The sequence below is a fragment of the Azospirillum melinis genome, assembly GCF_013340935.1.
Lineage (GTDB): Bacteria > Pseudomonadota > Alphaproteobacteria > Azospirillales > Azospirillaceae > Azospirillum > Azospirillum melinis.
This window is the reverse complement of the sequence record NZ_WHOS01000043.1, coordinates 47,500-62,504: the sequence shown is the minus strand read 5'-3', so window position 1 is coordinate 62,504 and position 15,005 is coordinate 47,500. Positions and strand designations below refer to the sequence as shown.

14 protein-coding genes are annotated in these 15,005 nt (G+C 66.9%); 7 read left to right on the top strand and 7 right to left on the bottom strand.

Going from position 1 to position 15,005, the window contains the following annotated elements; translation table 11 throughout:
• Nucleotides 1–367, top strand: a 367-nt coding sequence (locus GBZ48_RS25650) for a DUF4167 domain-containing protein (RefSeq protein ID WP_174473603.1), incomplete at its 5' end; no start/stop codon positions are given.
• Nucleotides 368–393: 26 nt separating this feature from the next.
• Here the strand turns inward: GBZ48_RS25650 and GBZ48_RS25645 are convergent.
• Together GBZ48_RS25645 and GBZ48_RS25640 are read right to left on the bottom strand one after the other, a co-directional pair.
• Nucleotides 394–1,158, bottom strand: coding sequence for an MOSC domain-containing protein (locus tag GBZ48_RS25645; protein WP_174473602.1), 765 nt, complete (start codon nt 1,156–1,158; stop codon nt 394–396).
• A gap of 127 nt (nt 1,159–1,285) precedes the next feature.
• The gene (locus GBZ48_RS25640) at nt 1,286–1,837 is read right to left on the bottom strand and encodes an NUDIX domain-containing protein (protein WP_174473601.1); all 552 of its coding nucleotides are present in this window, start codon (nt 1,835–1,837) and stop codon (nt 1,286–1,288) included.
• A gap of 306 nt (nt 1,838–2,143) precedes the next feature.
• On the opposite strand from GBZ48_RS25640, the gene clpB reads away from it, so the two are divergent.
• Complete coding sequence (gene clpB, locus GBZ48_RS25635) at nt 2,144–4,747, top strand: ATP-dependent chaperone ClpB (RefSeq protein WP_174473600.1); 2,604 nt, start codon at nt 2,144–2,146, stop codon at nt 4,745–4,747.
• 42 nt (nt 4,748–4,789) lie between these two features.
• Here clpB and GBZ48_RS25630 read toward each other — a convergent pair whose 3' ends face one another.
• Nucleotides 4,790–5,425, bottom strand: coding sequence for a glutathione S-transferase family protein (locus tag GBZ48_RS25630; protein ID WP_209798431.1), 636 nt, complete (start codon nt 5,423–5,425; stop codon nt 4,790–4,792).
• A gap of 224 nt (nt 5,426–5,649) precedes the next feature.
• On the opposite strand from GBZ48_RS25630, the gene GBZ48_RS25625 reads away from it, so the two are divergent.
• Complete coding sequence (locus GBZ48_RS25625; protein ID WP_174473599.1) at nt 5,650–7,032, top strand: aspartate aminotransferase family protein; 1,383 nt, start codon at nt 5,650–5,652, stop codon at nt 7,030–7,032.
• A 28-nt stretch (nt 7,033–7,060) separates the two neighbouring features.
• Here the strand turns inward: GBZ48_RS25625 and GBZ48_RS25620 are convergent, their stop codons facing one another.
• The 3 genes from GBZ48_RS25620 to GBZ48_RS25610 all read right to left on the bottom strand — a co-directional run bounded on the left by GBZ48_RS25620 (nt 7,061) and on the right by GBZ48_RS25610 (nt 10,519).
• On the bottom strand, nt 7,061–8,299 hold the full coding sequence (locus GBZ48_RS25620; RefSeq protein ID WP_174473598.1) for a class I SAM-dependent methyltransferase: 1,239 nt from the start codon (nt 8,297–8,299) through the stop codon (nt 7,061–7,063).
• Nucleotides 8,300–8,403: 104 nt separating this feature from the next.
• Nucleotides 8,404–9,321 carry an AraC family transcriptional regulator gene (locus GBZ48_RS25615; protein ID WP_174473597.1) on the bottom strand — a complete coding sequence of 306 codons (918 nt, stop codon included), beginning with the start codon at nt 9,319–9,321 and terminating at the stop codon, nt 8,404–8,406.
• Between the two features lie 61 nt (nt 9,322–9,382).
• The gene (locus GBZ48_RS25610) at nt 9,383–10,519 is read right to left on the bottom strand and encodes an asparaginase (RefSeq protein WP_174473596.1); all 1,137 of its coding nucleotides are present in this window, start codon (nt 10,517–10,519) and stop codon (nt 9,383–9,385) included.
• A gap of 79 nt (nt 10,520–10,598) precedes the next feature.
• Between GBZ48_RS25610 and GBZ48_RS25605 the strand changes: the two genes are divergently transcribed.
• Entirely contained in the window at nt 10,599–11,183 is a 585-nt protein-coding gene (locus GBZ48_RS25605; protein ID WP_174473595.1) for an RNA methyltransferase, read from the top strand.
• A 23-nt stretch (nt 11,184–11,206) separates the two neighbouring features.
• Here the strand turns inward: GBZ48_RS25605 and GBZ48_RS25600 are convergent, their stop codons facing one another.
• Complete coding sequence (locus tag GBZ48_RS25600) at nt 11,207–11,767, bottom strand: class I SAM-dependent methyltransferase (protein ID WP_174473594.1); 561 nt, start codon at nt 11,765–11,767, stop codon at nt 11,207–11,209.
• Nucleotides 11,768–11,966: 199 nt separating this feature from the next.
• On the opposite strand from GBZ48_RS25600, the gene GBZ48_RS25595 reads away from it, so the two are divergent.
• From GBZ48_RS25595 to GBZ48_RS25585, 3 genes are all read left to right on the top strand, one after another.
• The gene (locus GBZ48_RS25595) at nt 11,967–12,554 is read left to right on the top strand and encodes a DUF1178 family protein (RefSeq protein WP_174473593.1); all 588 of its coding nucleotides are present in this window, start codon (nt 11,967–11,969) and stop codon (nt 12,552–12,554) included.
• A 366-nt stretch (nt 12,555–12,920) separates the two neighbouring features.
• The gene (locus GBZ48_RS25590) at nt 12,921–13,223 is read left to right on the top strand and encodes a DUF485 domain-containing protein (protein ID WP_174473592.1); all 303 of its coding nucleotides are present in this window, start codon (nt 12,921–12,923) and stop codon (nt 13,221–13,223) included.
• The gene (locus tag GBZ48_RS25585; protein WP_174473591.1) at nt 13,223–14,950 is read left to right on the top strand and encodes a cation acetate symporter; all 1,728 of its coding nucleotides are present in this window, start codon (nt 13,223–13,225) and stop codon (nt 14,948–14,950) included. The genes GBZ48_RS25590 and GBZ48_RS25585 overlap by 1 nt, the downstream gene beginning before the upstream one ends.
• Nucleotides 14,951–15,005: the final 55 nt, after the last annotated feature.

The window sequence follows — 15,005 nt, the reverse complement described above, 5'->3', positions numbered from 1 at the left end:
CGGCGGCGGGGGTGGTAGTGCCGGCCGGCGCCAGAATGTTCCGCTGCGTCACCAGACCTTCGACAGCAACGGCCCTGACGTCCGCATCCGCGGCAATGCGTGGCAGGTGCAGGAGAAGTATCAGGCGCTTGCCCGCGACGCGATGTCGTCCGGCGACCGGGTGCAGGCGGAAAATTACCTCCAGCATGCGGAGCATTACCTCCGCATCATCAACCAGATCCAGGAATCGGAAAACCGCCAGCGCGGTGGGCAGCCCGGCAATGGGCACGGCCACCAGCCGCAGATCTCGTCGCATGGTGGCGACGAGGACGAGCAGCCGGCTGAGGATGAGACCGACGGCGAGGAACGGGCGGCCGTAAACGCCTGATATGTGATGCTTACCTGAGGTGACGTTTATTCGGCCGGCGTGACCGGGTCGCCCACTGCGATCCGGCCGCCGCCGGTCACCCGGGCGCGCAGCAGCATTTGGTTGTGGCCATAGCCGCGTTCCATGATGTTCGTCAGGCTGAGGTCGGCGACGCCGGTATCCGGGTTCACATCGTTCCCGGGCGTGCAGTCGAGCGCCTCCACCACCTCCAGCGTTGCCGTACCAACGGTCAGGGTCTGGCCGACCCAGCCGCGCTCCGCCCAGGGATCGATGCCGTCCATCAGCAGGTTGGCACGCAGGCGGCGAGGATCGACCGGCTGCTTGGCGATCCGCTCCTCCAAGTCGCGCAGGCTGGCGAGGTTCAGCAGCGTGACTGACGGTTCCTCGCTGTTGCCGAAGCCGCCCTGCTGCGCTTCGATCAGGCGGGGCATGCCGGGGACGATCCCGGCCAGATAGGCAGCGAAAAACTGTTCCAGCAAGTTGCGGCCCATCGGCTGGTCCAGCCGGCCGCGCGACACCTGCCGGCCGCCGCGGCGGATGATCAGCGCCTGCGTCGCCTCGTCGAACTCGGTCTGCAAGACCGCCAGCTTTTCCGTACGGTCCAACGTGAAAAAATCCGACGGCAGGCGCCAGCCTTCCGTCTCGGTATCCAGCGCTGCCGGGCCGTGCAGAAGCCCGTAGCGGCGGTCGAACGGGATCGCCTGACCGGCGGTCAGGTCGATGGCGGGAAGATCCTGGCTGCTCATGCCCTTGACGGGATAGCGGCGGATGACGGTCAGTGTGGCGTTCATTGCACTGCACAATGAAAGGGCTGGAGCGTCCCTGTCAACCGATGCGGTGCCTATTTCTCACGCTGCGGCTGGGGTATGGCAGGCCGGATCGACTGGACCGCCCGCTCCACCCCGTAATCTGGTGCCGTTACCAGCGTTCGGCGACGGGCCGGCGGCCAAGAAATTCCTCCAGCCGCCGTCCGGTGGCCGGCGACAGGTCAGGCGGCAGCCGGTCGAGCGGGAAGAATCGGGTTTCGACGATCTCCACCCCGTCGGCTTTCGGTTTGCCGCTCCAGCCGCGCACAACATAAACCGCCACATGGTCGCTCGCCCCGTTGCGGAAGCGGGCGTAGATGGCGAAAGGCTGAGCAGGGCGGTCGGCGATCAGCCCGACCTCCTCCCGCACCTCGCGCCGCATGGCGTCGACCAGCGTCTCTCCCCGCCCGACACCGCCGCCGGGCAGGTGCCAGCCATCGACGTAGCTGTGCCGGATCAGCAGCACGCCGGGCGATGCAGGGTCCGTCTCGTCCAGGATGATCGCCCTTACACCCATGGTCAGCGGCCGTGCCAACCGATGCCAGACCCCGCGCAGGCTCCAGGCGAGACGAAGCAGCCGGCCCGTCATGGTTCTCGGAATTGGCTGGCCGGCGGATGCCGGCGTCGTGCTGGTCGGGGAACCGGAGGCGGCCAGATCGGTCATGATGAAATCCGGAACGGGTGCCCTTGGAAGGCGGAAAGGTGGGATGGCGGCAGTCTAGCCGCGGGCGGGAGGGATGGTGTAGGGGGCAATCGGCGGGTCGTGCGCTACCTCTTTTTCCCGGTCCTAGCCGGTCTGGAGGAGGCTGGTGTGGCCGCGTTTCTCAACGGATAACCTTTCTGCGCAGATGGTCTTGCATGGCCTTCGGTCTTGCCTACATCTTCGGCAGCATCCTTGCGGATCGCACAGTTGCGTGGATCACGTTGACCGGGCTGCCTCGCGGACGGTCGACAGGAGAAGGGGAGCATCATGGATTTCGAGCAATACACCGAGCGCAGCCGCGGGTTCATTCAGGCCGCCCAGACCCTGGCCGTACGCCGTGGGCATCAGCGCCTGACCCCGGAACATCTGCTGAAGACGCTGCTGGACGACAAGGAAGGGCTTGCCGCCAACCTGATCCGTGCGGCGGGCGGCGACCCAAGGGCGGCCCTGTCGGCGGTCGATGCCGAACTGGACAAGCTGCCGAAGATCGAGGGCAGCGGCGCCGGTCAGCTCTACCTGACGCCCGAACTCTCCCGTGTCTTCGAACAGGCGGAGAAGGTCGCCGAGAAGGCCGGCGACAGCTTCGTCACCGTCGAACGCATCCTGCTGGCGCTGGCCATGGCCGACGGGACCCCGTCGGGCAAGGCGTTGAAGTCCGCCGGCGTGACGCCGCAGGCGCTGAACACCGCCATCAACGACATCCGCAAGGGCCGCACCGCCGACAGTGCCAGCGCCGAGCAGGGCTATGACGCGCTGAAGAAATATGCCCGCGACCTGACCGCTGCGGCGCGCGACGGCAAGCTCGATCCCGTGATCGGCCGCGACGAGGAAATCCGCCGCACCATCCAGGTTCTGGCCCGCCGCACAAAGAACAATCCCGTGCTGATCGGCGAGCCCGGCGTCGGCAAGACCGCCATCGTCGAGGGGCTGGCCCAGCGCATCGTCAAGGGCGACGTGCCGGAAGGCCTGAAGAACAAGCAACTGCTGTCGCTCGACCTCGGCGCGCTGGTGGCGGGCGCCAAGTACCGCGGCGAGTTCGAGGAGCGGCTGAAGGCCGTGCTGTCGGAAATCCAAGCGGCGGCCGGCGAGATCGTCGTCTTCATCGACGAACTGCACACGCTGGTCGGTGCCGGCAAATCCGACGGCGCGATGGACGCCTCCAACATGCTGAAGCCCGCGCTGGCGCGTGGCGAGCTGCATTGCGTCGGCGCCACCACGCTGGATGAGTTCCGCAAATACATCGAGAAGGACGCGGCGCTGGCCCGGCGCTTCCAGCCGGTCTTCGTGTCGGAGCCGACGGTGGAGGACACCATCTCCATCCTGCGCGGCCTGAAGGAGCGCTACGAGGTGCACCATGGCGTGCGCATCACCGACAGCGCCATCGTGTCGGCGGCGACCCTGTCCAACCGCTACATCACCGACCGCTTCCTGCCCGACAAGGCCATCGACCTGATCGACGAGGCGGCGAGCCGCCTGCGCATGGCGGTGGACAGCAAGCCGGAGGCCATCGACGAGCTGGACCGCCGCATCATTCAGCTGAAGATCGAGCGCGAAGCGCTGAAGCGTGAGCAGGACTCCGCGTCGCGCGACCGTCTGGTCAATCTGGAACGCGAGCTGTCCGATCTGGAGCAGGAGTCGGCCGAGCTGACCGCCAAGTGGCAGGCTGAGAAGGACCAGCTTCAGGGCGCGCAGAAGATCAAGGAGGATCTGGAGAAGGCCCGCACCGAACTGGAGACGGCGCAGCGCGACGGCAATTGGGGCCGCGCGGGCGAGCTTGCCTACGGCGTCATCCCCGGCCTGGAAAAGGCCCTGAAGGACGCCGAGGAGCATGCCAGTAGCCGCATGCTGAACGAGGAGGTGCGCGACAGCGACATCGCCGCGGTGGTCAGCCGCTGGACCGGCGTGCCGGTCGACAAGATGCTGGCCGGCGAGCGCGAGAAGCTGCTGGCGATGGAGGACAAGCTGCGCGGCCGGGTCATCGGCCAGGACGAGGCCATCGTCGCCGTGTCCAATGCTGTGCGCCGGGCGCGTGCCGGGCTGCAGGACCCGAACCGTCCCATCGGCTCTTTCCTGTTTCTCGGTCCAACCGGCGTCGGCAAGACCGAGCTGACCAAGGCGCTGGCCGAGTTCCTGTTCGACGACGAGACGGCGATGGTCCGCCTCGACATGTCGGAATATATGGAAAAGCACTCCGTCGCCCGCATGATCGGCGCACCTCCAGGCTATGTCGGCTATGAGGAAGGCGGGGCGCTGACCGAGGCGGTGCGCCGCCGGCCCTATCAGGTCGTGCTGTTCGACGAGGTGGAGAAGGCCCACCCCGACGTCTTCAACGTGCTGCTCCAGGTGCTGGACGACGGCCGGCTGACCGACGGGCAGGGCCGCACGGTCGATTTCCGCAACGTGGTCATCATCATGACCTCCAACCTCGGTTCGCAGGCGCTGGCCGAGCAGGCGGAGGGCGAGGACAGCGCTGCCGTGCGCGACGAGGTGATGGAAGCCGTCCGGGCCCATTTCCGGCCGGAGTTCCTGAACCGCCTGGACGAGATCCTGCTGTTCCACCGGCTCGACCGCCGGCATATGGGCGGCATCGTCAAGATCCAGCTCGGTCGTCTGACGAAGATGCTGGCCGACCGCGAGATCACGCTGACGGTGGACGAGGCCGCGACCGAATGGCTGGCCGAGGCCGGCTACGACCCGGTCTACGGTGCCCGTCCGTTGAAGCGGGTGATCCAGCGCGAGTTGCAGAACCCGCTGGCGACCCTGATCCTCGAGGGCCGTATCAAGGACGGTCAGACGGTGGCGGTCGGTGCCGAAGGCGGCTCCCTGACCATCGACGGACAGCCAGTGAGCGGGCTGGTTCGCAAGGCGTAAGGGTAAAGGCCCTCTCCCAACCGGGGGAGAGGGCTTTTTTCCTCAGTAAAACGGCGCCCCCAGCCCTTCCGCCTCGAAAGCGGCCTTCACCGCCGGGCGCTCCAGAACGCGGGCGAGGTAAGGTCCCAGATTGCCCAGCGTACGTGCCGGGCGACCCATGAAGCGGGTCCAGCGGCACAGCATGAACAGGTACGGGTCGACGGCGCTGTACGTGTCGCCCAGCAGCCATGTACGCCCTGCAAGCGCACGGTCAAGCCCATCGAAATGACCGTTCAGCCGGGTTTCGGTCGCCGCCTTGAAGGCGGCTTGCGCTTGCGTGCCCTCGACATAACGCTCGGGGTAGAAGTACAGCAGCATCTCGGCCTGGACGCTGTTGGTCAGATAGACCAGCCATTTGTAGAACTCCGCCCGCTCGGGCGTGCCGACCGCCGGGGCCAGCTTCGCCTCCGGATGGCTGTCGGCCAGATGCAGGCAGATGGCGGCAGCCTCATACAGCACCAGATCGGCGTCGACCAGCGTCGGCACCCGGCCATGCGGGTTCAGCGCCAGATAGGCGGCACTCTTGTGTTCCGCCCTGTCGCGGTCGAGCAGCCGCAGGTCGAAAGGTTCGCCAATCTCGCGCAGCAGGATGTGCGGCGCCATCGCGGCCGTGCTGACCATACCGTAAAGCGTGAGCAAAGTGGCTCCTCCCTCTCGTCGTTCCGGTCAAGCTGTCCCATCCGGCTTGGCGTCCCGCCAGCGTCTTGCGCGCATGGCACGGATGACGGCGAAGCGGGTTTGTCGAGTGGCGAAACTGTGCGTATGATCGGCGATACTGTTTAACAAATCGAACACCCTGCGGTGAGCCGCTACGGCCATCCGGGGGAACGAACCCGACAAGACCGAACAGGAAGACCCACTCCATGACCGCTCCGGGCAGCACCGCCGGCAACTCTGCCGCCAGCCGCGACAAGGCCTTCGTCCTCCATCCCTACACCAACCTGCACGCTCATGAGACGCAGGGGCCGATGATCATCGAACGTGGCGAAGGCATCCACGTCTTCGACGATGGCGGCAAGGATTACATCGAGGGCATGGCAAGCCTGTGGTGCGTCTCGCTCGGCTGGGGCGAAGAGCGGTTGGTCCAGGCGGCGACCAAGCAGATGCGGCAGCTGTCCACCTATCACATCTTCGGCCACAAATCGCACGAGCCCGGCATCGATCTGGCTGAAAAGCTGATCGGTCTGGCACCGGTGCCGATGTCCAAGGTCTTCTTCGCCAATTCCGGCTCGGAGGCCAACGACACTGCGATCAAGCTGATCTGGTACTACAACAACGCGCTCGGCCGGCCGGAGAAGAAGAAGATCCTGTCGCGCCAGCGTGCCTATCACGGCGTGACGGTGGCGACCGCCAGCCTGACCGGGCTGCCCAACAACCACCGCGACTTTGACCTGCCGATCGCCCGCATCATCCACGGCGATTGCCCGCACCATTATCGCAATGGGCTTGAGGGCGAGAGCGAGGAAGCCTTCGCCACCCGCCTGGCCGAACAGCTGGAGGCGCTGATCCTGGCCGAGGGGCCTGACACCATCGCAGCCATGTTCGCCGAGCCGATCATGGGCGCCGGCGGCGTCGTGGTTCCGCCCGCGACCTACTTCGCCAAGATCCAGGCGGTGTTGAAGAAATACGACATCCTGCTGGTCGCCGACGAGGTGATCTGCGGCTTCGGCCGCACCGGCAATTTCTGGGGCAGCCAGACCGTAGGCATGCAGCCGGACATCCTGACCTGCGCCAAGCAGCTGTCGTCCGGCTATCTGCCGATCTCCGCCGTGATGGTGAGCGATGCCATCTATCGTGCCTGCGTCGAGGAAAGCCGGAAGATCGGCACCTTCGGCCATGGCTACACCTACTCCGCCCACCCGGTGGCGGCGGCGGTGGCGCTGGAAACGCTGAACATCTACGAGGAGCGCGACATCGTAGGGCATGTCCGCTCGGTCGCCCCGGCCTTCCAGTCGCGGCTGAAGGCGCTGGCGGACCATCCTCTGGTCGGCGAGGCCCGCGGCATCGGCCTGATCGGTGCGCTGGAACTGGTGGCCGACAAGGCGACCAAGACACCTTTCGATCCGCCCGGCCGCGCCGGCGCCCTGGTCAATGGTCTGGCCCAGGACAACGGCCTGATCGTCCGCGCCATGGGCGATTCCATCGCGCTCTGTCCGCCCCTGGTGATCTCCGAAGCGGAAATCCACCAGACCTTCGACCGCCTGACCAAGGCGCTCGACGCCGCGGTTCCGGTTCTGCGGGGGTAAGGATCGGCCGGGGGTAGGGCTTCGCGTCCTATCCCCGCCGCAGATGCATCTTGCCCAGGCCGCCCAGCGCGTCGAACAGCTGGCGGAACTGGGTGAGGAACTGCTCCCAGGTGACCTTGACGGTCGGTTCGATGGCGGTGTGCAGGGCGCCCAGGCTGGTCCTGCCGTCGATCCGCGACAGGATCGGGCCGGCCAGCCTGGGCAGGGGAAGCGACACCACGCTGCCCATCAGGTCGAATTCCAGGCTGCCCCCGGGTGGGACGGCCTTGGCTACGGTCTTGCCGTCGATGTCGCGCAGGACCGGGATCACCTCCGGCCCGTCCGGCTGGATGCAGGCGGCCTCCAGATCTGCCGGGCGCAGCAGATAGGCGATGTGCTTGGTGAAGGCGCCGGTGATGCGTTCGGTCCAGGCGGCGCGCTCCAGCATGCTCAGTCCCGCCAGCTGCTTCAGGATGCGGGCGTCCTTGACCCACAGAGACGGCTCATAGCGCATCGGGTCGATCAGCGTCGCGACGGCGAGCCCGGCGCTGTCCGCCAGTTCGGCCAGCTGCGGCACGCTGTAGGGGCGGTCGCAGCTGTGCAGAAGCAGGTCGTAGAGGTTGGCGTCGGCCAGCCGGTGGTCGCTGATATGCGGGTTGTTCAGCAGCCAGTTGGTCGGCGGCAGGGCCTGGATCAGCCGGCGGGCCAGCGCCACCTTCTCGGCCGGCGGCAACCCCTCGGTCATGCCGCGCAGCGCCTCCTGCATCGGATAGACGCCGGTGCGGCCGTAGGGCGCGTAGACCATGATGCCGATGCCGCCGCCGGGCGCCAGCGCGCCAGCCAGCGAGCGCAGGCCGGCCGACGGGTCGTCCAGATGGTGCAGCACGCCGCAGCAGTCGATGTAGTCGAACGGCCCCGCTTGTGCCGTGACCCCGTCCAGTTCCAGCAGCGACCCGCGGTGGAAGTCGATGTTGGTCAGGCCGCGCGCCTTGGCCCGCGCCTCGGCGACGGCGCGGCTGGCGTCGGACAGGTCGATGTAGGAGATGCGGCCGGGGTTGCCGGCATCGGCCATCTGCTGCGCCAGCATGATGGTGCCGTCCCCCGTGCCGCCGCCGGCCACCAGAACCCGCAGCGGCTTGCTATGGTCGATCCGGCCGCCGAAGACATGCTGCACCAGCTCGTCCAGATGGCTGGGCGAGCCGGTGATCAGCCGTCCGGCCTCGTCGGCCGGATTGCGCGCCGGATAGGGATAGGCTTCATACTGGGCGCGCAGGTCGTCGATGCTCATGGGAACCGCTCAACGGGAAAATAGGCGCGGCGACCATAGCACCGCATCCGCCCGCATCGCACCTGCCCGATGACGTGCTTTCGGTGGCCGCCCTTCGCTGACGATCACCCAGCCAGGGGAACGCAGATTTCCGTCAGCCATTCGGACGGCGGCAAGGCCCGCGGGTTGTTGAGATATTCCTCGTAGCAGGGGGCGTCTCCCGGCGAGTGTCCGCTGTTGGGCAACCATTCGCCGTAAAGCCAGCGGTAGACCGCGCCCAGTTCGGCATAGGGGCCCTTGTGCCGCACCACGGCATGACGCCCGCCGGGGATGTCGACCACGCGGATCAACCCATCCTCGACGACGCCCAGGTCCAGCATCAGCCCGGCGAAGGAGCGCAAATCCTCCGGCTTCACCGATTCCGGATCGTCGTAATAGATGGCGAAGCTGCGGGTGCCGGGGCCGGTCAGCCCCTGCTTGGATGCCCAGGCAAAGAGCCGGTCGAAGCTGACGCCGATGGTCATGTAGGGGCCGGTGTGCGGCAGCCCGAAGATGCGGTGGGCGGGAAGATCGCGGATTTCTACGTGGTGCATGCTGTCCTCCATCTGGTGGTAGGCCGGGACTGGAGGATTGAGCCGCCCGCGCTTGCGGTAGGCGGCCGGCGTCACGCCATAGCTCTGCCCGAAGGCGCGGGTGAAGGCCTCGACGCTGCCATACCCCGCCCGCCGGGCGATGGCCGGCATGGCGATGCTGTCGCGCACCAGATCGCCCGCTGCCCGGTGCAGGCGCAGCCGGCGCAGGGTCTCCGCCGCCGTCTCGCCGGTGATCGCCCGGTAGATGCGGTGGAAGTGGTAGGGCGAGAAGCAGGCGACCTCCGCCAGCCGGTCGAGGTCGAGCGGTTCGTCCAGATGCGCGGCGATGAATGTCACCACCCGTTCGATCCGGTCGCCGTAATCGAGCCGCGTGCCGGGCTTGGCCGCAACCGCGGAACACGGCACGGGCCACACTGCCGTTGCGTCGGCGGAGATGCTGTCGTTGGTCATGGCGTGACGTCCTCCAGTCCCGCCGATGCTATCCGGCAGCCGCTTGATCGCGCTTGCGGAGTTAGGTGGACGGCCATCCGCCCGCAGGCCGCACCTCACCCACCCGTGTGCCGGCGCGGTTGAGCAGCGGGGTGGTCAGCAACTGCGGCACGCGCGCCCATTGGGCATCGGTCAGCGCCTGGGTTGAGCGGATCAGGGCGGCCAGCGCCACCTCGCGGGCGCGGGCGGCGCCATCCTCGATCTTCAGCGCGATGCCTATGCCCTGCTCGGGAATGACGGCACAGCCGACGCCTTCGGCCCCGCCCTTGACCAGCACGGCGCCGTTGCACGCCTCCATCAGTGCTGTATCGAAGGTTCCGGTGCCGCCGATCAGGAAGGGGTGCTTGCCCCAGGCGGCGGCGATGCGGGTGACGGCCTCGGCCCGTGCGTCGGGCAGGTCGACCGGGTCGGCGATGCGGGCCATGGCATAGGCGATGGCGCCCAGCGGAATGCCAATGGTGGGGATGGAACAGCCATCGACGCCCCAGGGCGCGCCGAACAGGTCCTGGCCGGTCATCTGCTCCATCACACCCAGGATCCGCTGCTGCACCGGGTGTTCGTAGCGGACATAGCCCTTCAGCCGTTCACCCTTGTGCTTGGCGGTGGTCAGGAAACCGCTGTGCTTGCCGGAGCAATTGTTGTGGAAGGCGGTCGGCGTCTCGCCGCGGCGGAACAGATCCTCGGCGGTGGCGGGATCGTAGGGGATCTGCGCGCCGCATTCGTAATCGTTGAGCGTCAGCCCGACCCGCCCGGCCCAGGACCGCACCAGTTCGGTATGGCGCGCCTCGCCATTGTGGGAGGAGCAGGCGAGCGCCAACTCCTCGTCACCCAGCCCGAAGGCGTCGAGCGCGCCGCTTTCCACCAGTGGGATCGCCTGCAGCGACTTGATGGCGGAGCGCGGGTAGACCGGCGCGTCGATGTCGCCCCAGCGCGCCAGCACATGGCCACCGGCATCGACGATGCAGGCGCGGGCGCGGTGGACCGACTCCACCAGGCTGCCGCGCGTCACCTCGACGGTGATCGGGCTTTCCGCCGGGCCGGACAGGTCGGCACGGCCCTCGGCGCTCTCGCCAGGCCGGTGGCCATGATGGTGGGAGTGGCCGTGGTGGTGATCCCCACCGCAGCAGGAGGAATGGTCGTGAGGATTGTCTGGGCTCATACCGGCAAGCTTGCCTCGGGCGGGCTGCGGCGGCAAGCTCCTGCCCGGTCATATCCTTACCCAGATCAGCGGGCTCTTCATGCGTGGCTATTTCGGAATCGGGGTGGAGCGGATCAGCAAGCCGGGCAATGTCGGCAACCTGATGCGCACCGCCCATGCCTTCGGCGCCTCCTTCTTCTTCGCCATCGATCCGGAACCGGATCTGCGCGAGACGAAGCTGGTCGATACCTCCGGCGCCACGCTGCACCTGCCGCTCTACATCCACGAGCGGGTCGCCGACTTCACCCTGCCCAGGGACTGCATGCTGGTCGGGGTGGAATTGACCGACGACGCGGTGGAACTGCCCAGCTTCCGTCACCCGTCGCGCGCCGCCTATGTGCTGGGGCCGGAGCGCGACAGCCTTTCGCCCGCCCTGCTGGCGCGCTGCGACCATGTGGTGAAGATCCCGATGTCCTTCTGCATCAATGTCGGCGTCGCCGGGGCGCTGGTGATGTACGACCGCATGATCTCGCTCGGCCGCTTCGCCGAGCGTCCGGTGCGTCCCGGCGGTCCGCTGGAGGGGCCGGCGCAGCACAAGCATGGCAAGCAGATCATGCGCAAGGAGGACCGCCGCCGCCGCATCCGCGGAGAGCAGAAGCCGGTCGCCGACGAAAGCGAAGAGTGAGTGCGACGAGTAAGGATGCGGGATCAGAGCGGCAGTGGATCGTCCCCGGCGACGGCGCAGATCCGCTGTACCACCGCGGGCTTGGGCACCGACAGCTCGCCCTGTTCGAAGGCCACCACCTGAAGCCTGCCGAGCACCGCCTCCAGCAACTCGCCCCGCCGCAGCAGGAAGTCGGGAGAGGACGGGCGGCCGAAGCGGGCATTACCGTCGGCGAAGGTCTCGTAGATCAGCACGCCGCCCGGTTCCAGCGCCGCCAGGATGGCGGGGAAGAGCGGGCGGTGCAGGTAGTTGGTGACGACGATCCCGGCGAAGGTGCCGTCAAGCGGGAGGGAGGCGGGGGAAATCCCCGAGTCGCTGCTTTCCAGGTCTGCCTGAACGAGGGTGACGTTCGTGCCGCCATCCAGGTCGGCGACGCCACCGAGATCGCGGTCCAGCCCCACCACCGGATGGCCGAGGTGGTGGAACAGGCGCAGATGCCGTCCGCCGCCGCAGGCGAGGTCGAGCACCTGCCCGCCCGCCCGCACCAGCGGGGCGAATCGCTCCACCCAGGGGGAGGGCGGTGACAGCGGATGGGGTGTGGGCATGGGGAAATTCCCTTATCCGGACTTTTTTCGATGGTGTCGGGAACGATATCACAGGAGGTACGCGCGTATGGCCCGTCCGGCGTTTGACGGCGCGGCCCGGCCGTGCTGAATTAGGGCGATTCCCGAGTCGCGCCGCAACCCGGACCGGCGTGCCCGGACTTGTCTTTCCTGCTGCGGGTCAGTTGGGGCTTGTGGGGATATGATCCTCTTCGCGTTGAGATGCTCGGCCGACCACCAGTTCGAAGCGTGGTTCCGCAACGGTGCCGCCTATGACGAACAGGCGGCGGGCCATCAGATCGCCTGTCCGATCTGCGGCGACACCGTGGTCGGCAAGGCGCCGATGGCCCCGCGCATCGCCAAGGGCGTCGCCAAGGCCGCCGACCGTGCCCGCGAACAGGCCGAGGCCGTCGCGGCGAACGCCCCGTCTATGACGCCGCCGGCTGCTCCCGCCACTGCGTCGCCGACAGCCCTTCCGGTGCCGATTCCCGCGCCGGTCCCGCTGCCGAACGCCGCCGATGTGGTCGCAGCCCTGCCGCCGAGCCTGAACGACGCCCAGCGCGAGGCGGTGGCGGAGGTGATGCGGCAGCTGACCGAGGTGCGGCGCAGTGTGGAGAAGAACTGCGACTATGTCGGCGACCGTTTTGCCGAGGAGGCGCGGCGCATCCATTACGGCGAGACCGACCCGCGCGGCATCTATGGCGAGGCGTCGGACGAGGAAGTTTCCGAACTCCATGAGGAAGGTGTGACATTTCACCGCATCCCCTGGATTCCGCGCACCGATTCCTGAAGCGCAGCCGGTCCCGGCAGGTTGGCGACACCGCGCGGCCCTGCCACTGAGGCCCAACGGAACCGTTTGAAAAGCTGACTGTTTGAAAGGCGCGCCCGGCAACGGGGGCGCCTTTCCCGTATGGCGCTACAGCCTTGCCCAGGCTTGCTTTTTCGGGGCTGCCCGCCCCCTCGGCGCCCACCCCATCGACCAAGGTAGGGGGTGCGCCCAACAATGATCTGTATCAAACAATTGGGTAGGTCAAGGGCGTACGAATTACGGGAAGAAACCCGGACGCGACCGCCCGGACGGCAAATGCCCGCAGGTCCCGAAGACTCTGTCTCGATGGATCGCAGAAGGTTGCCGGCACTCGATGAGGGGACGCACATGAGTCAAAGCGCACAACGGATTGTGAACAATCCAAAGTTCCAGGAACTGGTGGCGAAGCGGTCCGCCTTCGCCTGGACTTTGTCGATTGCGATGCTGGTTATCTATTTCGGCTTCATCCTGCTGGTGGCGTTCGGGAAAGAGTTCCTGGGCACCCCCATCGGTTCGGGCGTCACCACCTGGGGCATGCCCATCGGCATCTTCACCATTCTGTCCGCCTTCATCCTGACCGGCATCTATGTGCGACGGGCGAACGGCGAATTCGATGAGCTGAACCGCCAGATCCTGGAGGAAACCAAGTGATGCGCGCCGTCTTCACCCGCATCGCCAGCACGGTCGCCGCGACGGCCGCCGCAGCTGGCACTTTGGTTCCCGCCTCCGTCTATGCCGCCGGCGCCGTCGACGGCGCGGTGCAGAAGCAGGCGACGAACGTCTCAGCCATCGTGATGTTCCTGGTCTTCGTGCTGTTCACGCTGGGCATCACCTACTGGGCGGCACGGCGCACCAAATCGGCCAAGGACTTCTACGCCGCCGGCGGCGGCATCACCGGCTTCCAGAACGGCCTCGCCATTGCCGGCGATTACATGTCGGCGGCCTCCTTCCTCGGCATCGCCGGTCTGGTGTACGCCAACGGCTTCGATGGCCTGATCTACTCGGTCGGCTTCCTGGTCGGCTGGCCGCTCGTGCTGTTCCTGATCGCGGAGCGGCTGCGCAACCTCGGCAAGTACACCTTCGCCGACGTCGCCTCCTACCGCTTCAAGCAGACGCCGATCCGCACGCTGTCGGCCTGCGGCTCGCTGGCGACGGTCACCTTCTACCTGATCGCCCAGATGGTCGGCGCCGGCAAGCTGATCCAGCTGCTGTTCGGCCTGGACTACATGGTCGCAGTCATCATCGTCGGCGTGCTGATGATCGGTTACGTGACCTTCGGCGGCATGCTGGCCACCACTTGGGTGCAGATCATCAAGGCGGTGCTGCTGCTGTCCGGTGCGTCCTTCATGGCCTTCATGATCCTCGCCAAGTTCGGCTTCAGCCCCGAGGCGATGTTCAAGGCCGCCGTCGACGTGCATCCGAAGGGCGTCGCCATCATGTCTCCGGGCGCCTTCGTCTCCGATCCGGTCGACACCATCTCGCTCGGCCTGACCTTGATGTTCGGCACCGCCGGCCTGCCGCACATCCTGATGCGCTTCTTCACCGTCTCCGATGCCAAGGAAGCCCGCAAGTCGGTCTTCTACGCCACCGGCTTCATCGGCTACTTCTACATCCTGACCTTCATCATCGGCTTCGGCGCCATCGTGCTGATCCTGGGCAAGGACGCCAACGGTGCCTATCCGTTCCTGACCGCCGCTCCGGCGGAAGGCGTCAAGGCGGCCGTTGCCTCGGTCATCGGCGGCACCAACATGGCGGCCATCCACACCGCCCATGCGGTCGGCGGCGACCTGTTCTTCGGCTTCATCTCGGCGGTTGCCTTCGCCACCATCCTGGCGGTGGTCGCAGGTCTGACGCTGGCCGGCGCCTCCGCGGTCTCCCATGACCTGTATGCCTCGGTCTTCGCCCGTGGCCGCGTCAACGAGGCCGACGAGATCCGCGTGTCGAAGATCACCACTGTCGTGATCGGCATCGTCTCCATCCTGCTGGGCATCGCCTTCGAGAACCAGAACGTCGCCTTCATGGTGGGGTTGGCCTTCGCCATCGCCGCCTCGACCAACTTCCCGGTCCTGCTGATGTCGATGTTCTGGGGCAAGATGACGACCCGTGGTGCCGTCATGGGCGGTGCGATCGGCCTGATCTCCGCCTGCGTCATGATTGCGCTCGGCCCGACGGTGTGGAAGGCCGTTCTGGGTCACCCGACCGCCATCATCGGTTATGCCAACCCGGGTGTGTTCTCGATCGTCCTCGCCTTTGCCGGTATCTGGTTCTTCTCGATCACCGACAACAGCGCGCAGGCCGAGAAGGAGCGCCGCGACTTCGAGGACCAGTATGTCCGGTCGCAGACCGGCCTGGGTGCCGAGGGGGCGTCGGCCCACTGAGCGTCCAAGCGTTCGAACGAAACGGGCGGAGAAAGAGGAGCAGGGAAGGGATCGC